The sequence below is a fragment of the Pseudomonas sp. BRG-100 genome, from assembly GCF_000737955.1.
In the GTDB taxonomy this organism is placed as follows: Bacteria; Pseudomonadota; Gammaproteobacteria; order Pseudomonadales; family Pseudomonadaceae; genus Aquipseudomonas; species Aquipseudomonas synxantha_A.
This window is the reverse complement of record NZ_JPRX01000001.1, coordinates 4,426,513-4,445,909: the sequence shown is the minus strand read 5'-3', so window position 1 is coordinate 4,445,909 and position 19,397 is coordinate 4,426,513. Positions and strand designations below refer to the sequence as shown.

Genomic DNA, 19,397 nt, shown 5'->3' with positions numbered 1-19,397 from the left:
GACTATTGTCCCAACTTGAGGCGAGCGGTCTCGCCACTGGTGAACGGCGCCACGTCTACAGGCTGGCCGTTGTAGGCCACTTGCGCGCCACGGGCAAAGCCCAGACGCAGCGTCAAAGGAGGCTTGCCGCCCTGGTCAAGCGTATCTCCCTTACGCTTCAAACCGCTGAACAGCACTTTGCCGTTGCCATCGGTGACCTGCGTCCAGCAGTCAGCGATGAAGGTGATCTGTACGCGCCCGTCACCGGCGATCAACGCAGGGGTGGTCGGAGGCGACATTGCTGGCGCTACCGGTGCGGCTGGCGCAGGCGTCGCGGGTGCGGGTGCGGGTGCGGGTGCGGGTGCGGGTGCCGCAGGAGCTTGAACCACGGGTGCTGCCGGGGTCACCGGCGCCTGTACCGCCGCAGTGTCAGCAGGCGTGGTGCCCACTTGCGGCGCCGGCTGCTCAGCCGTAGCCGGCACTTGCGGTGCGGCCTGCCCTTCGGCAACTGCCTGGTCTTCCGGCTCGTCCAGCGGATGAATCTGGGTGGTGCCATCGGCGCTTTCGACTTCGACGTGCTCCATGGCGTTGCTGGTCAGGTCTTTGTTGCGCTGGGAGGCCTGGTCTTGCCACCAGACGAAACCGCCGCCGACCACGGCAACCAGCAGCAACAGGCTGACAATCCGCAAAATCGTGTGGGAAACCCGCGTTGGCTCTTCGATGCGCCCAAGGCCATGGACATTGCTGCCCTGGGCATCGGTACCGGTGAACTGGTCGAATTCCTGCACCAGCACGGCCTGGTCAATACCCAGCAATTTGGCGTAGGCGCGAATATAGCCACGGGCAAAGGTGTGCCCAGGCAGCTTGTCGAACGCGCCGGCTTCCAGATTGGCCAGGGACGTGCTGGTCAAATTGAGCTTGAGGGCCACTTCCGCCAGCGACCAACCATTGCTTTCGCGGGCCTGACGCAAGGTTTCGCCTGGGTTTACGCGATTAGCTGCTACATCTTCCGGGTGCGCGGCTTTCATCATTGCTCCGACAGGTATTGCTGATATTCCGGCGTACCGGGATAGAGTCGTTCGAGTTGCTGGCCAAAACGTGCGGCCGTGTCGTGTTCTTCATGAACCGTCGCCAGGCGCACACCGAGCAATAGACTACGTGCATTTTGCCCGCTGAGCAGGCTAAAACGCTCGTAATAGTCTCGTGCCGGCACATAATGCCTGTCTTCGTAAGACAACTCAGCCATTTCGAGCAAAGCCCGTGGCTGGCGACTGTTCAGATGCAGGGCTTTTTCCAGCTGCTGACGCGCGCTGTCGCGCTGACCCAGGCGCATCGAGGTCACCCCGAGGTTCTCGAACACCCGCGAACGCTCAGGATAAAGAGTATCGGCGCTGGCTTGCTGGAAATAAGCGGCGGCTTGGTCATACCGTTTCTGCTCGAACAGGAAACTGCCATAGTTGTTCAGCAACCTGGGATCGGCAGGACGGGAAGCCAGGGCCTTGCTGAAATAGCGGTCGGCCAGCTCAGGCTCTGCCTGGGCCTGAAACACCAGAGCCAGTGCGGCGTTGGCATCGGCATCCGCGCTGTCCAGTTCAAGGGCCTTTTTCAGCGGCACCTTGGCTTGCTCGCTCATACCTTGACGCAAATACCCCAAGCCCAATTGCACATAGGCAACCCGCGCCTCATCACGGCCTTTAGTGGTGTGCAAAGGGCTGTCATGGCCCGATGAAACACAACCGGCAACGAGGCCGGTAAGCAGTAAAAGCAGCGCAAGGCGCAAGGGCATAGAGATCCTCTCTCAGATTCGATTCACAGCAATTTGCGGCAAATCTTCGGCGGCGTTAAGTTCGCGCACGGCGATATAACGTTCGCTGCGGCGGGTGCGGTCCATCACCTGCCCTACCAATTGGCCACAGGCGGCGTCGATGTCTTCACCACGGGTGGTGCGTACGGTGACGTTGTAGCCGGCCTGGTGCAGTTGATCCTGGAAACGGCGGATGGCGTTGTTGCTCGGCCGCTCGTAGCCAGAATGTGGAAACGGGTTGAACGGGATCAGGTTGATCTTGCACGGCGTGTTCTTGAGCAACTCGATCATCTCGACCGCGTGCTCGACCTTGTCGTTGATGTCCTTGAGCATGGTGTACTCAATGGTCAGCACACGCTTCTCACCCAAGGTCGCCATGTAACGCTGGCAAGATTCGAGCAGCATCTTAAGCGGATACTTCTTGTTGATCGGCACCAATTGGTTACGCAATGCGTCATTCGGTGCGTGCAACGACAACGCCAGGGAGACGTCGATGTGCTTGGCCAGCTCATCGATCATCGGCACCACGCCGGAGGTCGACAGGGTCACACGGCGCTTGGAGATGCCGTAGCCCAGGTCGTCCATCATCAGGTGCATGGCCGCAATCACGTTGTCGAAGTTCAGCAGCGGCTCACCCATGCCCATCATCACCACGTTGGTGATGGCACGGTCGACGGTCGCCGGGACGCTGCCAAAGGATTTGTTGGCAATCCACACCTGGCCGATGACTTCGGCGGCGGTGAGGTTGCTATTGAAGCCTTGCTTGCCGGTGGAGCAGAAACTGCAATCCAGGGCACAGCCTGCCTGGGACGAAACGCACAAGGTGCCGCGTTTGCCCTGGGGAATGTACACGGTCTCGACGCAGCTGCCGGACGCCACGCGCACCACCCATTTACGGGTGCCGTCGCTGGAGATGTCCTCGCTGACAACCTCGGGACCACGCACCTCGGCAATGGCCTTGAGCTTGTCGCGCAGGGCCTTGCTGACGTTCGTCATGGCGTCGAAATCGTCGACGCCAAAGTGGTGAATCCACTTCATTACCTGACCGGCACGGAAACGCTTCTCCCCGATTGAGTCGAAGAATTTCTCCATTTCCGGCTGAGTCAGACCCAGCAGGTTGGTTTTAACAGTCGATGTAGTCATGGATTCACCCTCACTCTTTAAGCCGATGCTTAGCGAGCGGTTACTTCAGTAGCAGCGAAAAAGTACGAGATTTCGCGAGCAGCAGCGGCTTCGGAGTCCGAACCGTGAACAGCGTTGGCATCGATGGACTCAGCGAAGTCAGCACGAATGGTGCCGGCAGCCGCTTCTTTAGGGTTGGTAGCGCCCATCAGCTCACGGTTCAGAGCGATAGCGTTTTCGCCTTCCAGAACCTGAACAACAACAGGACCGGAGATCATGAAGGCAACCAGGTCGCCGAAGAAGCCACGAGCGCTGTGCTCGGCGTAGAAGCCTTCAGCTTCAGCCTTGGACAGTTGCTTGAGTTTCGAAGCTACAACCTTCAGGCCGGCTTTTTCGAAACGAGTGGTGATCTCGCCGATGACGTTTTTTGCAACAGCGTCAGGCTTGATGATGGAGAAAGTACGTTGAACAGCCATGGTGTAACTCCAGAAACGGTAATTTACGAAAAATTAAACCCGCGAATTATACGCGGGTTATTGGGTATTGCCTAACTGCGTAAAAAGGCGGCTCAGTCTGCTTCTTCGATCCACAGGCCTTGAATCGCCTCCAGGACCTTTTCGCCACCCCGGTCAGGGATGTCGTCAAAATCCGGCAGCGCCATTACGAGGTTGCGCAGCTTGACGAAGTTCACGGTAAGAGGATTGACCTCAGGGTGAGCTTCGGCAAGTTGTATAGCGATTTCTTGTACATCAACCCATTTCAGGCTCATGACAGTTCCTTGAATCAATGCGGCGCTTCGGCGGCATGGTTGAGCGAATATTTCGGAATTTCAACGGTGAGGTCTTCAGTCCCCACTTTCGCCTGGCAACTCAGACGCGACGTCGGCTCCAGCCCCCACGCCCTATCAAGATAGTCTTCTTCCAGGTCGTCAGCCTCATTAAGGCTGTCGAAACCTTTACGAATGATGCAGTGGCAAGTGGTGCAGGCATTGACGCCACCACACGCACTTTCAATCTCGATATGGTTGTCGTGCGCGACGTCAAGCAGGGACTTGCCGGTCTCTGCCTCCACGACCATGCCATCCGGGCAGTGTTCGGCGTGCGGTAGAAAAGTGACCTGCGGCATCAGTTATTCCTCGATTTCATTCAGGTTGCGGCCCGCCAGTGCGGCTTTCACCGTCTGATCCATACGACGGGCGGCAAAGGCATCAGTCACTTGCGACAGGCGCTTGGTCTGTTGCTCGATGGCGTAACCATCGTTGCCTTTCATCAGTTCGGCCAATTCCTGCATCTGCAGGTCGATGACCATGCGCTCTTCGGCATCCAGCAGGCGCTCGCCGTCAGCTTCAAGGGCGCCCTGCACCGCTTCGAGCAGGCGCTGGGCATCCACTTGCTGCTCACGCAGTACGCGGGCAACCTTGTCGTCACCGGCATACTGGAACGAGTCCTTGAGCATCTTGGCGATTTCGCCGTCGGTCAGGCCGTAGGACGGTTTGACCTGGATGCTGGCCTCAACGCCCGAGGCCAGTTCACGCGCAGCCACGCTGAGCAGGCCATCGGCGTCGACCTGATAGGTGACGCGAATCTTCGCTGCACCAGCCACCATCGCCGGGATGCCGCGCAGTTCAAAGCGCGCCAGGGAGCGGCAGTCGCTGATCAGCTCGCGCTCGCCTTGCAGCACATGAATCATCATGGCCGTCTGGCCGTCTTTGTAGGTGGTGAAATCCTGGGCGCGCGCGACGGGGATGGTGGTGTTGCGTGGAATCACCTTCTCCATCAGGCCGCCCATGGTTTCCAGGCCCAGGGACAAAGGAATCACGTCGAGCAGCAGCAGTTCGCCACCATCGCGCTTGTTACCAGCCAGGGTATCGGCCTGGATTGCGGCGCCAATGGCCACCACTTGATCCGGATCGATTTCAGTCAACGGCTGGCGACCAAAGGCTTCGGCAACCGCCTCACGCACACGGGGCACGCGAGTGGAGCCACCGACCATGACCACAGCGCCGACATCTTCCAGTTCAATACCGGAGTCACGCACAGCACGACGGCAAGCCTTGAGGCTGCGGGCGACCATCGGCTCGATCAGCGCGTCAAACGCTTCGCGGGTCAGCTGTGCCGACCAATCACCATACTGGACTTCAACAGATGCAGCATCAGTCAGCGCTTCCTTGGCCGCACAGGCAGTTTGCAGCAAGTTACGCTGCGCGCCCGGGTCCAGGTCGGCAGACAAACCGGCGCTGGTGATGATCCAACCAGCGATGGCGTGGTCGAAGTCATCGCCGCCCAGGGCGCTGTCGCCACCGGTGGCCAGCACTTCGAAAACGCCGCCGGTCAGGCGCAGGATCGAAATATCGAAGGTGCCACCGCCCAGATCATAAATGGCGACCAGGCCTTCAGCGTGCTGATCGAGGCCGTAGGCCACAGCCGCAGCGGTCGGCTCGTTGAGCAGGCGCAGTACATTCAGGCCCGCCAGTTTCGCCGCGTCCTTGGTGGCTTGGCGCTGGGCGTCATCGAAATACGCCGGAACGGTGATCACCGCCCCGACCAGCTCGCCGCCCAAGGTTTTTTCCGCACGCTGGCGCAGCACCTTGAGGATATCAGCCGACACTTCGACCGGGCTTTTCGGGCCCTGGACGGTGTCGATAAACGGCATATGGGACTCACCGCCGACAAAGCGGTACGGCAACTGGTCGCCCAACTGCTTGACGTCGGACAGCCCACGACCCATCAAGCGCTTGACCGACAGCACAGTGTTCAGGGGGTCCGAGGACGCGGCCAACTTGGCCGACTCACCCACTTCGGTACGATCAGGGTGGTAACGCACGGCGGACGGCAGGATCACCTGCCCATCGGCATCGGGCAGAGGCTCGGACAGGCCACTGCGCAAGGCAGCAACCAGGGAATTGGTGGTGCCCAGGTCAATCCCGACCGCCAGGCGACGCTGGTGCGGTTGAGGGCTTTGGCCGGGTTCGGCGATTTGCAGTAGGGCCATGGTAATCAGGTCTTATCTGTCTATCAGGCGTGCATCACGGGCAGCACTGGGTTAATCGTCGAGGCGCTCTTCTAGCTGGCGCACTTCGTAGGTGAGCTTGTCGAGGAACTGCATACGCCGCATCAGGCGCTCGGCCTGTTCACGTTGCGCAGCATCATCCCAACAGGCCGCAAAGCTTTCGTTGAGCTCGTCCTGGGCAGTTTTCAGACGACGTTTGAAGACCGCGACACCCGCCACATCGGCTTCGTCCTGCAGATCTTCGAGCTCTTCACGCCATTGCATCTGCTGCATCAGGAAGTCCGGGTCATGCACGGTGACTTCCATCGGCAACTCACCGCCCTTCATCGCCAGCAAATAGCGCGCGCGTTTGGGGGGGCTTTTGAGCGTCTGATAGGCTTCGTTGAGGCTGGCCGATTGCTCCAGGGCCAGGCGTTGCTCACGCTCGGAAGCGTCGGCAAAGCGGTCCGGATGCACCCCACGCGCCAGTTCTCGATAGCGCGTGGCAAGCTGCTCGAGGTCCAGCCGAAAGCTCGGCTGCAGCTCGAATAAAGCGAAATGACAAGGAGTACCCACGAGTAGCCTCAGATGTTGAAGCTTTCGCCGCAGCCACATTCACCGCGCACGTTGGGGTTGTTGAACTTGAAGCCTTCGTTCAACCCTTCCTTGACGAAATCGAGCTCGGTGCCGTCCAGGTAGGTCAGGCTCTTGGGGTCGATGATCACTTTCTCGCCGTGACTTTCGAACACCTGGTCCTCTTCAACCACCTCGTCGACAAACTCCAGCACGTAGGCAAGGCCGGAACAGCCCGTGGTGCGTACACCCAGACGAATCCCCTCACCTTTACCGCGCCCATTCAGGGAGCGGCGAATGTGCTGCGCTGCCGCTTCTGTCATGCTGATAGCCATCGTTGACTCCTTACTCGTCGCCAAATGCTTAGATCAAGCCTTTCTTCTGCTTGTAGTCGCGAACCGCCGCCTTGATGGCGTCTTCAGCGAGTACCGAGCAGTGGATTTTCACTGGCGGCAGGGCCAGTTCTTCGGCCAGCTGGGTGTTGCTGATGGTGACAGCCTCATCCAGGGACTTGCCTTTCATCCACTCGGTCGCAAGGGAACTGGAGGCGATGGCCGAACCGCAGCCATAGGTCTTGAACTTGGCATCTTCGATAATGCCCTGTTCGTTGACCTTGATCTGCAGGCGCATCACATCGCCGCACGCCGGAGCGCCGACCATGCCGGTGCCGACATCAGGATCTTCCGCGTTCATCTTGCCGACGTTGCGCGGGTTTTCGTAGTGGTCGATGACCTTTTCGCTGTAAGCCATGGTACTGAATCCTCACTCATCAGGGCCGCTCTGGAACCCTGTAGAAACGCCTGCGTTTACCGCCACGTTCCTACAGAGCTTGGGTGGCGGCTTCTATATTTAGTGTGCCGCCCACTCGATCTTGGAAATATCGACACCGTCTTTGTACATGTCCCACAGCGGCGACAGAACGCGCAGCTTGTTGACGGCTTCGCAGACCTTCTGCGCGGCATAGTCGACTTGCTCTTCAGTGGTGAAGCGGCCGAACGTAAAGCGGATCGAGCTGTGTGCCAGTTCGTCGTTGCGGCCCAGGGCGCGCAATACATACGAAGGCTCAAGGGATGCCGAGGTACAGGCCGAACCGGACGAGACCGCCAGGTCCTTGAGCGCCATGATCAGCGACTCGCCTTCGACATAGTTGAAGCTCAAATTCAGGTTGTGCGGTACACGGGCAGTCATGCTGCCGTTGATGTACAGCTCTTCAAGGTTCTCGACCTGCTTGTAGAAGCGATCACTCAGGGCCTTGATACGTACGTTTTCGGCAGCCATGTCTTCCTTGGCTACGCGGAAGGCTTCACCCATGCCGACGATCTGGTGGGTCGCCAGGGTGCCCGAACGCATGCCGCGTTCGTGGCCGCCACCGTGCATGGTCGCTTCGATGCGCACGCGTGGCTTGCGGCTGACGTAGAGAGCGCCGATGCCTTTAGGGCCGTAAGTCTTGTGGGCCGAGAACGACATCAGGTCGACTTTCAGCTTGGACAGGTCGATATCGACCTTGCCGGTAGACTGAGCAGCGTCGACGTGTAGCAACACACCCTTGGAGCGCGTCAGCTCGCCGATGGCGGCGATGTCGTTGATGGTACCGATTTCGTTGTTCACGTGGATCACGGAAACCAGGATGGTGTCTTCACGCATCGCGGCTTCGATCATCGCAGGGGTGACGATACCGTCGGTGGTGGGCTCAAGGTAAGTCACCTCGAAACCTTCACGCTCCAGTTGGCGCATGGTGTCGAGGACAGCCTTGTGCTCAATCTTGGTGGTGATCAGGTGCTTGCCCTTGGTTGCGTAGAAATGCGCCGCACCCTTGATAGCCAGGTTGTCGGACTCGGTAGCACCGGACGTCCAGACGATTTCACGCGGGTCGGCGTTGACCAGATCAGCGACCTGGCGACGCGCGTTCTCGACCGCTTCCTCGGCCTTCCAGCCGAATACGTGGGAACGGGAGGCAGGGTTGCCGAAGTTTCCGTCAACCAGCAGGCATTCGCTCATTTTTTGCGCAACACGCGGATCAACCGGGGTGGTCGCTGAGTAATCAAGGTAAATCGGCAATTTCATGGACTTTCTCCTAAATCAGGCTGGCTGGCACGCCGTTAGCTCTTCGGCTGTCACTCGACGGCGGACGCTTCGATCTTGTCCAGACGCGGCGCCTTGGTATTGCAACGGCGCTGGTCCTGACGCTGGGCTACTTCTTGCACCTCACGGCGAGTCACAAGATCAGCCAAGCTGATACCACTCAAAAACTCATGGATCTGCAGGCTCAAGTCACACCACAAGTGGTGTGTCAGGCAGGTGTCGCCGGCGTGGCAATCACCCAAACCCTGGCATTTGGTGGCATCGACGGATTCGTTGACCGCGTCGATCACCTGGGCCACCTGAATGCCCTGCATGTCGCGGGACAATTGATAGCCACCACCTGGACCACGAACGCTGGAAACCAGATTGCTGCGGCGCAATTTGGCGAACAGCTGCTCGAGGTAGGACAGGGAAATGCCTTGGCGCTCGGAGATATCGGCCAGGGACACCGGCCCAGTTTGCGCGTGCAGGGCCAGGTCAAGCATGGCGGTCACCGCGTATCGGCCTTTTGTAGTCAGTCTCATGGACAAGTACCAAGGTGTTTCAGAATGGGAGCAAGTATGCGATTCCCGAGTATTTAAGTCAACTATAAGACCTAGTACTTTAGTCAGGAATACCCGTAAAAAGGGCGCGCGAATCATAGCAGGATGGGGTGGGATGGACCAGCGGGAACAGGGCCTGGCAGAGATCTCGAGACCAATGGAGATCAGAATGTGGGAGGGGGGCTTGCTCCCGATGACTGAATGTCAGTCACTTATCAGTTAGCTGACCCACCGTTATCGGGAGCAAGCCCCCTCCCACAGGGATCTCTGGCGGCCTTGGGACTTCAGCTTGCCTTGGTGGCGGCCTCGTCCTTGATCTCGGCGAAGTCCTCTTCGCGTAACTCAGGCAGATCCTTCGCACAGTATGGGCTGCCCAGATCCTTCAGCGCACCACACATACCGTCCAGCTTGCCGTCCACTGCTTGCAGATGATCAAGCAGCTGACCAATGGCGCGAGCCACCGGATCGGGCATGTCTTCGCTGACGCCATAGGCGTCAAAACCGATCTTCTCGGCCATGGCCTTGCGCTTGGCCTCCTGCTCGTCGCCGACCTCTGGTTTGACGATGATGCGACCCGGAATACCCACCACGGTGGCGCCAGCAGGTACAGCCTTGGTCACCACGGCGTTGGAACCTACCTTGGCACCGGCACCCACGGTAAAGGGCCCCAGCACCTTGGCGCCCGCCCCCACCACCACACCATTTTCCAGGGTCGGGTGACGCTTGCCTTTATTCCATGTAGTACCGCCCAGGGTCACACCTTGGTAAAGCGTCACGTCATCACCGATCTCGGCGGTCTCGCCTATGACAATACCCATGCCATGGTCGATAAAGAAGCGACGGCCCACCTTGGCGCCCGGATGAATCTCGATGCCGGTCAACCAGCGACCGAAGTTCGACACCAGCCGGGCCAGCCATTTCCAGCCCATGCCCCACAAGGCGCCGGACAGACGGTGAATCCAGATCGCGTGCAGGCCCGGATAGCAGGTCAGCACTTCAAAGGCGTTGCGCGCCGCCGGGTCACGATGGAAAACACTCTGGATATCTTCTCGCAAACGCTCGAACATTTTTAATCCTTCCGCTTAAGAAGCTCACCACGGGCCGCTTTCTGGGTTTCCGTGAGGATGCCACGCAATATATTCATCTCCGCCCGGCTCACCGAGCTGCGACCGTACAAACGACGCAGGCGCGCCATCAAGTGCCGTGGCTTTTCAGGATCGAGGAATTCGATGGCCACCAGGGTTTGCTCCAGGTGCTCATAGAACCGCTCCAGCTCGTCCATGGTGGCCAGCTCACCACTTTTGGTCGACGCCACTTCGTCCTTTTCCACTTTGCTCGGCTGGCCGGCAGCAGCCAGCCAGGCCATGCGCACTTCGTACGTCAACACTTGCACCGCCGCCCCGAGGTTCAGCGAGCTGAACTCAGGGTCTGAGGGGATATGCACGTGATAATGACATCGCTGCAGCTCTTCGTTGGTGAGGCCGGAATCTTCACGGCCAAATACCAAGGCAATTTCGGCACCGCCGATGGCCTCTTCCACCACTTTGGTGCCGCACTCACGCGGATCCAGCAGCGGCCAGGGGATACGCCGATCGCGAGCGCTGGTGCCGAGCACCAGGTTGCAGCCGACCAGAGCCTCTTCCAGGGTGGCGACGATCTGGGCGTTTGCCAGCAGGTCATTGGCGCCGGATGCACGGGCATCGGCCTCGTGGTGCGGGAACACCCGCGGTTCGACCAGCACCAGGCGCGTCAGCCCCATGTTTTTCATGGCTCGCGCCACCCCGCCGATATTGCCGGGATGACTGGTATTGACCAAGACGACACGAATGTTTTGCAGCAAGGGAGGCGCTCTCGGACACGGGAAAGGGGAGCAAATCTTACAGAACAGCCTAAGGTTATGCCATGAAAGCTAACGTCGTCCTTCACCTGAGGAAAGTTTCTGCTAGAATGCCCGGCTTTCTTTAACAACCTTAGGTGACACATCCATGCAGCCCATGCTGAATATCGCGCTGCGCGCCGCCCGCAGCGCCAGTGAATTGATCTTCCGCTCCATCGAGCGCCTGGATACCATCAAGGTCGACGAAAAAGACGCCAAGGATTATGTATCCGAGGTGGATCGCGCCGCCGAACAGAAGATCATCGACGCCCTGCGCAAGGCCTACCCTACCCACGGCATCCTCGGCGAAGAAACCGGCCTGCACAAAGGTAGCGGCGAAGGCGAAGACTACCTGTGGATCATCGACCCACTGGATGGCACCACCAACTTCCTGCGCGGCATCCCGCACTTTGCCGTGAGCATCGCCTGCAAATACCGTGGCCGCCTGGAACACGCTGTTGTGCTGGATCCGGTGCGCCAGGAAGAGTTCACCGCCAGCCGTGGCCGTGGCGCCCAGCTCAATGGTCGTCGCTTGCGCGTCAGCGGTCGCACCAGCCTGGAAGGCGCCCTGCTGGGCACCGGCTTCCCGTTCCGTGACGACCAGATGGACAACCTGGAAAACTACCTGGGCATGTTCCGCGCCCTGGTTGGCCAGACCGCCGGTATCCGCCGCGCCGGTGCAGCCAGCCTGGACCTGGCCTATGTCGCCGCCGGTCGTTTCGATGCATTCTGGGAATCAGGCCTGTCCGAGTGGGACATGGCAGCAGGCGCCCTGCTGATTCAGGAAGCAGGCGGCCTGGTGAGCGATTTCACCGGCGGTCACGACTTCCTGGAGAAAGGCCACGTGGTTGCCGGCAACACCAAATGCTTCAAGGCCGTACTGACGGCGATCCAGCCGCACCTGCCGGCTTCGCTGAAGCGTTAAGCGAGCGAGCACAAAAAAGCACCCCTAGGGGTGCTTTTTTTATGCGTGGGATTTAGCAAAAAACCAATTCCAACTGCTCAATACAATCCAATGTGGGAGCTGGCTTGCCTGCGATGACGGGCTGCCAACCAAGTGATTAGTTGCTGACCCACCGCTATCGCAGGCAAGCCAGCTCCCACATTTGGATCGAAGCCAGGCCTGGGGATTACTGCTGGTTCTGACCCAGGATCAGACGACCTTCTTTGTCGACTGGAATCTGGCCGCCTGGATCACGCTCCATACGCACAGTCCCTTCCTTGCCATCCAGGTTGTAACGCACGTCATAACCGACAACCTTGTCGCTGATGTCGTTAACAGTGTTACAGCGGGTTTGCGTGGTGGTGTAGGTATCACGGTTCTGCATGCCTTCCTGAACCTTGTTACCGGCGTAACCGCCACCGACCGCACCGGCCACGGTGGCCAGTTTCTTACCATTACCGCCACCGATCTGGTTGCCCAACAGGCCACCTGCAAGGGCGCCGACCACGGTACCGGCGATTTGATGTTGATCCTGCACCGGACGTTGCCGGGTCACAGTGACGTCCTTGCAGACCTCACGCGGGGTTTTGATCTGGGTTTTAACCGGCTGTACCGCCAGTACTTGCGCATACTCAGGGCCGCTTTTTACCAGGCTGTAGGTGGCAACAGCACCCCCGGCAGTCACACCGACAGCACCCAATACCGCACCAACCAGCAACGACTTGTTCACGTTGAACCTCCTGACCATCACAAACGGATCGAAAGATCCGCGCTATACCCAGCCTTGGAGCAAAAAAAAAGGCGCGAGTTCAATACTCGCGCCCTTCTTGTAACAGCCGATCAACTAACGCCCATCAAGGGCGGTCGTCGACCTCCTTGCCAGTAGCAGCAGGAGGGATCAAGTCTTCGCTGTTGAGGTTGAGCCAGATCAGCACCACGTTGGCAATGTAGATCGACGAGTAGGTACCCGCCAGAACACCGATGAACAGCGCCAGCGAGAAGCCCCACAGGTTGTCGCCCCCGAAGATCATCAGCGCGGCGATCGCCAGCAAGGTGGAGATCGACGTCGCCATGGTCCGCAGCAGCGTCTGGGTGGTGGAGATGTTGATATTCTCGATCAACGTCGCCTTGCGCAGCACCCGGAAGTTCTCACGAACCCGGTCGAATACCACGATGGTGTCGTTGAGCGAGTAACCAATGATCGCCAGCACGGCCGCCAATACGGTCAGGTCGAAGGTGATCTGGAAGTAGGCCAGGATCCCCACGGTCACGATCACGTCGTGGATCAGCGACACAATGGCGCCGACACCGAACTTCCACTGAAAGCGGAAGGCCAGGTAGATCATGATGCCGACCAGCGCCATCAGCATGCCGAGGCCGCCCTGGTCGCGCAGCTCTTCACCGACCTGCGGGCCGACGAACTCGACGCGCTTGACCGATGCCGGGTTGTCGCCGCCGACCTTCTGCAAGGCCTCCGCTACCTGGTGACCCAGTTGCGGGTCTTCGCCAGGCATACGCACCAGCAGGTCAGTAGTGGCGCCGAAGCTCTGCACCACCGCCTCGTGATAGCCGGCCTTGACCAGCTCATTGCGCACCAGGGTGACATCGGCCGGCTTCTCGTAGGTCAGCTCGATGAGCGTACCGCCGGTGAAGTCCAGCCCGTAGTTCAGGCCCTTATGGAACCAGCTGAACAACGCCAGAACGGTAAGGAGCACGGTGACGCCGAACGCAACGTTGCGAACGCCCATGAAGTTGATTGTACGTAACATGGCAGCCCCTTAAATCCACAACTTCTTGAAGTCACGCCCGCCAAAGATCAGGTTGACCATTGCGCGGGTCACCATGATGGCCGTGAACATCGAGGTAAAGATACCCAGGGACATGGTCACCGCAAAACCTTTGACGGGGCCGGTGCCCATGGCAAAGAGAATCCCGCCGACCAGCAAAGTGGTCAAGTTGGAGTCGAGAATCGCGGTAAATGCCCGGCCGAAGCCTTCGTTGATAGCACGCTGTACGGTCATGCCGGCGGCGATCTCTTCACGGATACGCGAGAAGATCAGCACGTTGGCGTCAACCGCCATACCCATGGTAAGCACGATACCGGCGATACCCGGCAAGGTCAGCGTCGCGCCCAGCAGCGACATCAGCGCCAGCAGCATCACCATGTTGCCCGCCAGTGCGACGGTGGCGATAACGCCGAAGAAGCGGTAGATGGCGATGATGAACAGCGACACGAACAACATGCCCCACAGCGCCGCATCCACACCCTTGGTGATGTTGTCGGCACCCAGGCTCGGGCCGATGGTACGTTCTTCAGCGAAGTACATCGGCGCCGCCAGGCCACCAGCACGCAGCAGCAGCGCCAGCTCGGAGGACTCACCCTGGCCGTTCAGGCCAGTGATGCGGAACTGCGCACCCAGCGGCGACTGGATGGTCGCCAGGCTGATGATCTTTTTCTCTTCCTTGAAGGTCTGCACCGGCACGTCTTTCTCGACGCCGTTGACCATCTGCTTGGTATAGGTGGTAACGGGGCGCTGCTCGATGAAGATCACCGCCATGCTGCGACCGACGTTGCTGCGCGTGGCGCGGCTCATCAGTTCGCCACCGTGGCCATCCAGGCGGATGTTCACTTCGGGCGTACCGTGCTGCGAGTCGAAACCGGCCTTGGCATCGGTCACCTGGTCACCAGTGATGATCAAGCCACGCTCGATCAACGCAGGAGGACGATTGCCCTCGCGGAACTCGAACTCTTCGGAGGTCGCACGAGTGGCACCCGGCTCAGCTGCAAGGCGGAATTCCAGGTTGGCGGTTTTACCAAGGATACGCTTGGCTTCAGCAGTGTCCTGTACACCCGGCAACTCAACCACGATACGGTTGGCGCCCTGGCGCTGCACGATCGGCTCGGCCACACCCAGCTCGTTGACGCGGTTACGTACCGTGGTCAAGTTCTGCTTGATGGAGTACTCGCGGATCTCGGCGATCTTGGCCGGGCTCATCGCCAGGCGCAACACAGCCTGACCATTCAAGTCGGCCGGAACGATGTCGAAGTCATTGAAATTCTTGCGGATCAGCGCACGGGCCTGCTCGCGGGAAGCTTCGTCAGCGAAACCCAACTGGATGGCACCGTTGAGCTGCGGCAGGCTGCGATAACGCAGTTTCTCTTTGCGCAGCAGGCTCTTCACGTCGCCTTCATAGACTTTCAGACGCGCGTCGAGGGCCTTGTCCATGTCGACTTCCAGCAGGAAGTGCACGCCACCGGACAAGTCCAGGCCCAGCTTCATCGGGTGCGCGCCAATGCTGCGCAGCCATTGAGGCGTGGTCTGTGCCAGGTTCAATGCAACGACGTAGTCGTCACCCATGACCTTGCGTACAACGTCCTTGGCCGGCAATTGGTCTTCTTGCTTGGTCAGGCGCAACAAGCCGCCTTTGGAACCAGCTGCCAAGGTTGCCGCTTTAACCTGGATGCCCGCGTCAGTCAGCGCTTTGCTAGCGCGTTCCAGATCAGCCTGATTGACCTGCAGCGAAGTGCTGGCGCCAGAGATCTGGATCGCCGGGTCATCAGGATAGAGATTGGGAGCGGAATAAATAAAACCGATCGCCAGCACCGCCAGGATCAGTACGTATTTCCACAGAGGGTATTTGTTCAGCATCACGCCGCCCGCTTATAACGCGGGGCGCCTTGCGCGCCCCGTCGATTGGTAAAGGTTGTTACTTAGATCGCTTTGAGCGTGCCCTTAGGCAGCGTGGCGGCGATGGCGCCCTTCTGGAACTTCATTTCTACGGTGTCGGAGACTTCCAGTACCACGAAAGCATCGGAAACCTTGGTGATCTTGCCGGCGATGCCGCCAGTGGTCACGACTTCGTCGCCTTTTTGCAGGCTGCCCAGCAGGTTTTTCTGCTCTTTGGCGCGCTTGGCCTGTGGACGCCAGATCATCAGGTAGAAGATGACCAGGAAGCCGACCAGGAAAATCCACTCGAAACCACCGCCCATAGGGCCGGCAGCAGCAGGCGCAGCGGCGTCAGCCATGGCGTTAGAGATAAAAAAGCTCATTTAGCACTCCAGTTGCAAATAGTGAATCTTAGGGTCGGAAAACTCAGTCCAAGGGCGGCACAGGGAGCCCGCGCTTGGCATAGAAGGCATCGACGAAGGCGGCCAATGTACCCTGTTGAATAGCCTCGCGCAAACCAGCCATCAGGACTTGGTAGTGACGCAAATTGTGGATGGTATTCAACATGCTACCCAGCATTTCCCCGCACTTGTCCAGATGATGCAGATAGGCACGGGAGAAGTTCTGGCAGGTGTAGCAGTCACAGGTGGGATCCAGCGGCGAATCATCATGGCGATGGAACGCGTTACGGATCTTGAGCACGCCTGTATCGATGAACAGATGCCCATTGCGGGCATTACGGGTTGGCATCACGCAATCGAACATGTCCACACCGCGGCGCACACCCTCTACGAGATCTTCCGGTTTGCCAACGCCCATAAGGTAACGAGGTTTGTCAGCGGGCATCAGGCCCGGCAGGTAGTCGAGCACCTTGATCATTTCGTGCTTGGGCTCGCCCACCGACAAACCGCCGATGGCCAGGCCGTCGAAGCCGATCTTGTCGAGGCCTTCCAGCGAGCGTTTACGCAGGCTTTCGTGCATCCCGCCCTGGACAATCCCGAACAGCGCCGCGGTGTTGTCACCATGGGCGTTCTTCGAGCGCTGGGCCCAACGCAGGGACAGCTCCATGGAGATGCGCGCCACGTCTTCGTCAGCCGGGTAAGGCGTGCACTCGTCGAAAATCATCACGATGTCGGAGCCCAAGTCGCGCTGGACCTGCATTGACTCTTCCGGGCCCATGAACACCTTGGCACCGTCCACCGGCGAGGCGAAGGTTACGCCCTCCTCCTTGATCTTGCGCATGGCGCCCAGGCTGAATACCTGGAAACCACCGGAGTCGGTGAGGATCGGGCCTTGCCATTTCATGAAGTCATGCAGATCGCCGTGCTTTTTGATCACTTCCGTGCCCGGGCGCAGCCACAGGTGGAAGGTGTTGCCGAGGATAATCTCGGCACCGGTAGCGACAATGTCGCGCGGCAACATGCCCTTGACGGTGCCGTAGGTGCCGACCGGCATGAACGCCGGGGTCTCCACGGTGCCGCGCGGGAAGGTCAGGCGACCGCGACGGGCTTTGCCGTCGGTGGCCAACAATTCAAACGACATACGACTCATAGTTGTTCCTCTGGGCCGCGTGGCGCCGGGTTACGGGTGATAAACATCGCATCACCGTAGCTGAAAAAACGGTACTCGTTGGCAATGGCGGCCTGGTAAGCAGCCATGGTTTGCGGGTAACCGGCAAATGCCGACACCAGCATCAAGAGCGTGGATTCGGGCAAATGGAAATTGGTGACCAGGCAATCGACCACATGGAATGGCCGGCCCGGAAAAATAAAGATATCAGTGTCACCACTGAACGGCTTGAGCACGCCATCACGCGCCGCACTTTCAAGTGATCGTACGCTGGTGGTGCCCACGGCCACCACTCGCCCGCCGCGCGCCTTGCACGCATTGACCGCGTCCACGACGTCCTGGCTGACCTCCAGCCATTCGCTGTGCATGTGGTGGTCTTCGATGTTCTCCACACGCACCGGCTGAAACGTACCGGCCCCCACGTGCAGCGTCACATAGGCCGTCTCGACGCCCTTGGCGGCAATCGCATCCAGCAGCGGCTGGTCGAAATGCAGCCCGGCAGTCGGCGCCGCTACAGCGCCGAGGCGCTGTGAGTACACCGTCTGATAGCGCTCGCGGTCCGCGTCTTCGTCGGGGCGGTCTATATAAGGAGGCAACGGCATATGGCCGACCCGATCCAGCAACGGCAGCACTTCTTCGGCAAACTTGAGCTCGAACAAGGCATCGTGGCGCGCCACCATCTCGGCTTCGCCACCGCCATCAATGAGGATGCTCGAACCCGGCTTGGGCGACTTGCTGGAGCGCACATGGGCCAGCACACGATGGCTGTCCAGCACCCGCTCCACCAGAATTTCCAGCTTGCCGCCGGAAGCTTTCTGGCCGAACAGCCGCGCCGGAATCACCCGGGTGTTGTTGAAAACCATCAAATCGCCCGGGCGCAAATGCTCAAGCAAATCAGTGAATTGACGGTGTGCGAGGGCACCGCTGACCCCGTCCAGGGTCAGCAGTCGACTGGCGCGACGCTCGGCCAAAGGGTGGCGAGCGATCAGCGAATCAGGGAGCTCAAAAGTAAAGTCAGCAACGCGCATGATGGGGTTCGTCTAGCAGGGCCGGGAAGTCTAGCGGAAATAGTGAAAATAGACCATGAAACGTGATTGACCAACGGTAATCTCATCTCTATACTTCGCCGCCATTGAGCCCTGATGGCGGAATTGGTAGACGCGGCGGATTCAAAATCCGTTTTCGAAAGGAGTGGGAGTTCGAGTCTCCCTCGGGGCACCATCTTAAAGAAAGACCTTGAAATTCAAGGTCTTTTTTTCGCCTGTGAAAAAGTGCCGGGCGTGGCAGTGGGGGGTTAGTGAGACCATGGAATTGATGCTTGAAGCGGTTGCACTGTTCGCCCTGAAGCTGGCGCATGAAACCGAGGACGGCAGCCCGCTGCTGCGCGATGATCCTGCAATGGATGGCTATGAACGCGAAGTGTTTGGGTTGTTGGTGCGCCAGGGAAACCTGGCTGAGATCCAGTTGAAGCTCGATGAGTGCATCACCCAGGCGTTGATTGCATTGGGTGGAGCGGACAGCGTGCTCGGGCGTGAATTGCTAAAGCTATCCACCCCTGTGCAAAACATCTCTCACCTTGATGAGTTGATATGCCCGCTGACCGTTCTAAAGGGCTATCTGAAAGATGTGCAATGAATCGGTGATCAGCATAACGGCCAGGTACACCATCAATACCGCCACCCCTGCATCCAGCCAACGCCAGACCGCTGGCTTGCGAAACAATACTGTCAACCGCTGACAGCACAGCGCCAACACCACAAACCACACGAGTGATGCCGTCATGGCGCCTGTCGCGAACAGTGCCTGTTGGCCCGCAGGTTTCGTGGCGCCGATAGAACCAATCAGCACCACGGTATCCAGCCATGCATAAGGGTTGGCAAAGCCGAGTATGACCGCCGAGCGCAACAGCCCTCTTTGCGAATTGCCGCCTTGAGCATCCGGCATGGACTGATCCCGGATACAAGCCAACAGACGCTGGCCACCAAACCAAAGCAGATAGGCCGCTCCGGACAATAGCAATAGCGCCATCACCTCAGGCCGACTTCCCAATAACGACCCTAAACCCGTGACCCCGAAAGCGATCAGGAAAATATCGGCCAATACGCAAATGGCGACAACGCCCCAGATCGGCCCGCGACCGACACCTTGGCGGATCACCAGGGTGTCTTTCGGGCCTGGGGCGGCGAACAGTCCGATGCCCAAGAGCAAACCTTCGATGTAAAGGGCATTGAAGTGAGGAAACATGGACTGT

23 protein-coding genes and 1 tRNA gene are annotated in these 19,397 nt (G+C 59.2%); 3 read left to right on the top strand and 21 right to left on the bottom strand.

The genetic code is table 11. The features are described 5' to 3' along the window. Positions 1–2: 2 nt before the first annotated feature. The 14 genes from JH25_RS07620 to trmJ all read right to left on the bottom strand — a co-directional run bounded on the left by JH25_RS07620 (position 3) and on the right by trmJ (position 10,930). Positions 3–1,007: a RodZ domain-containing protein gene (locus tag JH25_RS07620; RefSeq protein WP_032879607.1), complete on the bottom strand. Its 1,005-nt coding sequence runs from the start codon at positions 1,005–1,007 to the stop codon at positions 3–5. Further along, a complete protein-coding gene (gene pilW, locus JH25_RS07625) occupies positions 1,007–1,765 on the bottom strand; it encodes a type IV pilus biogenesis/stability protein PilW (RefSeq protein WP_032879606.1) in 759 nt (252 codons plus the stop codon). The genes JH25_RS07620 and pilW overlap by 1 nt, the downstream gene beginning before the upstream one ends. 12 nt (positions 1,766–1,777) lie before the next feature. Continuing rightward, complete coding sequence (gene rlmN, locus JH25_RS07630) at positions 1,778–2,926, bottom strand: 23S rRNA (adenine(2503)-C(2))-methyltransferase RlmN (protein WP_005791178.1); 1,149 nt, start codon at positions 2,924–2,926, stop codon at positions 1,778–1,780. A 29-nt stretch (positions 2,927–2,955) separates the two neighbouring features. Beyond that, complete coding sequence (gene ndk, locus JH25_RS07635) at positions 2,956–3,381, bottom strand: nucleoside-diphosphate kinase (RefSeq protein WP_003175956.1); 426 nt, start codon at positions 3,379–3,381, stop codon at positions 2,956–2,958. A 92-nt stretch (positions 3,382–3,473) separates the two neighbouring features. Further along, positions 3,474–3,674 (bottom strand): Fe-S cluster assembly protein IscX, encoded by a 201-nt coding sequence (iscX, locus tag JH25_RS07640; RefSeq protein ID WP_032879605.1) that lies wholly within the window; start codon positions 3,672–3,674, stop codon positions 3,474–3,476. A 14-nt stretch (positions 3,675–3,688) separates the two neighbouring features. Beyond that, positions 3,689–4,030 (bottom strand): ISC system 2Fe-2S type ferredoxin, encoded by a 342-nt coding sequence (gene fdx / locus JH25_RS07645; protein ID WP_005791182.1) that lies wholly within the window; start codon positions 4,028–4,030, stop codon positions 3,689–3,691. 3 nt (positions 4,031–4,033) lie between these two features. Next, entirely contained in the window at positions 4,034–5,896 is a 1,863-nt protein-coding gene (gene hscA / locus JH25_RS07650; RefSeq protein WP_032879604.1) for a Fe-S protein assembly chaperone HscA, read from the bottom strand. 51 nt (positions 5,897–5,947) lie between these two features. Next, entirely contained in the window at positions 5,948–6,469 is a 522-nt protein-coding gene (hscB, locus tag JH25_RS07655) for a co-chaperone HscB (RefSeq protein WP_005791186.1), read from the bottom strand. Positions 6,470–6,477: 8 nt separating this feature from the next. After that, a complete protein-coding gene (gene iscA / locus JH25_RS07660; RefSeq protein ID WP_003209680.1) occupies positions 6,478–6,801 on the bottom strand; it encodes an iron-sulfur cluster assembly protein IscA in 324 nt (107 codons plus the stop codon). A gap of 28 nt (positions 6,802–6,829) precedes the next feature. Further along, positions 6,830–7,216, bottom strand: coding sequence for a Fe-S cluster assembly scaffold IscU (gene iscU, locus JH25_RS07665; protein ID WP_032879603.1), 387 nt, complete (start codon positions 7,214–7,216; stop codon positions 6,830–6,832). Positions 7,217–7,315: 99 nt separating this feature from the next. Continuing rightward, positions 7,316–8,530: an IscS subfamily cysteine desulfurase gene (locus JH25_RS07670; protein ID WP_003194019.1), complete on the bottom strand. Its 1,215-nt coding sequence runs from the start codon at positions 8,528–8,530 to the stop codon at positions 7,316–7,318. Between the two features lie 50 nt (positions 8,531–8,580). Then, entirely contained in the window at positions 8,581–9,072 is a 492-nt protein-coding gene (gene iscR / locus JH25_RS07675; protein ID WP_003194020.1) for a Fe-S cluster assembly transcriptional regulator IscR, read from the bottom strand. 302 nt (positions 9,073–9,374) lie between these two features. Beyond that, positions 9,375–10,157, bottom strand: coding sequence for a serine O-acetyltransferase (cysE, locus tag JH25_RS07680; protein ID WP_032879602.1), 783 nt, complete (start codon positions 10,155–10,157; stop codon positions 9,375–9,377). Between the two features lie 2 nt (positions 10,158–10,159). Next, positions 10,160–10,930: a tRNA (cytosine(32)/uridine(32)-2'-O)-methyltransferase TrmJ gene (trmJ, locus tag JH25_RS07685; protein WP_032879601.1), complete on the bottom strand. Its 771-nt coding sequence runs from the start codon at positions 10,928–10,930 to the stop codon at positions 10,160–10,162. A 145-nt stretch (positions 10,931–11,075) separates the two neighbouring features. Between trmJ and suhB the strand changes: the two genes are divergently transcribed. Continuing rightward, a complete protein-coding gene (suhB, locus tag JH25_RS07690; protein ID WP_005791195.1) occupies positions 11,076–11,891 on the top strand; it encodes a type III secretion system regulator SuhB in 816 nt (271 codons plus the stop codon). A 205-nt stretch (positions 11,892–12,096) separates the two neighbouring features. On the opposite strand, the gene JH25_RS07695 is transcribed toward suhB, so the two are convergent. From JH25_RS07695 to queA, 6 genes are all read right to left on the bottom strand, one after another. Continuing rightward, a complete protein-coding gene (locus tag JH25_RS07695) occupies positions 12,097–12,639 on the bottom strand; it encodes a glycine zipper 2TM domain-containing protein (protein WP_005791197.1) in 543 nt (180 codons plus the stop codon). A gap of 124 nt (positions 12,640–12,763) precedes the next feature. Further along, the gene (gene secF / locus JH25_RS07700) at positions 12,764–13,678 is read right to left on the bottom strand and encodes a protein translocase subunit SecF (protein WP_032879600.1); all 915 of its coding nucleotides are present in this window, start codon (positions 13,676–13,678) and stop codon (positions 12,764–12,766) included. A 9-nt stretch (positions 13,679–13,687) separates the two neighbouring features. Continuing rightward, complete coding sequence (secD, locus tag JH25_RS07705) at positions 13,688–15,559, bottom strand: protein translocase subunit SecD (RefSeq protein WP_032879599.1); 1,872 nt, start codon at positions 15,557–15,559, stop codon at positions 13,688–13,690. A 62-nt stretch (positions 15,560–15,621) separates the two neighbouring features. Continuing rightward, positions 15,622–15,960 carry a preprotein translocase subunit YajC gene (gene yajC / locus JH25_RS07710; protein ID WP_003175975.1) on the bottom strand — a complete coding sequence of 113 codons (339 nt, stop codon included), beginning with the start codon at positions 15,958–15,960 and terminating at the stop codon, positions 15,622–15,624. Positions 15,961–16,003: 43 nt separating this feature from the next. Next, a complete protein-coding gene (tgt, locus tag JH25_RS07715; protein ID WP_032803964.1) occupies positions 16,004–17,119 on the bottom strand; it encodes a tRNA guanosine(34) transglycosylase Tgt in 1,116 nt (371 codons plus the stop codon). A gap of 5 nt (positions 17,120–17,124) precedes the next feature. Continuing rightward, positions 17,125–18,174: a tRNA preQ1(34) S-adenosylmethionine ribosyltransferase-isomerase QueA gene (gene queA, locus JH25_RS07720; RefSeq protein ID WP_032879598.1), complete on the bottom strand. Its 1,050-nt coding sequence runs from the start codon at positions 18,172–18,174 to the stop codon at positions 17,125–17,127. 108 nt (positions 18,175–18,282) lie between these two features. Here queA and JH25_RS07725 point away from each other — a divergent pair. Further along, a tRNA-Leu gene (locus tag JH25_RS07725) sits at positions 18,283–18,367 on the top strand. 84 nt (positions 18,368–18,451) lie between these two features. Continuing rightward, complete coding sequence (locus JH25_RS07730; protein WP_032879596.1) at positions 18,452–18,781, top strand: hypothetical protein; 330 nt, start codon at positions 18,452–18,454, stop codon at positions 18,779–18,781. On the opposite strand, the gene JH25_RS07735 is transcribed toward JH25_RS07730, so the two are convergent. Further along, positions 18,752–19,390 carry a LysE/ArgO family amino acid transporter gene (locus JH25_RS07735; protein ID WP_005791208.1) on the bottom strand — a complete coding sequence of 213 codons (639 nt, stop codon included), beginning with the start codon at positions 19,388–19,390 and terminating at the stop codon, positions 18,752–18,754. The two genes, JH25_RS07730 and JH25_RS07735, sit on opposite strands and share 30 nt — an antisense overlap. Positions 19,391–19,397: the final 7 nt, after the last annotated feature.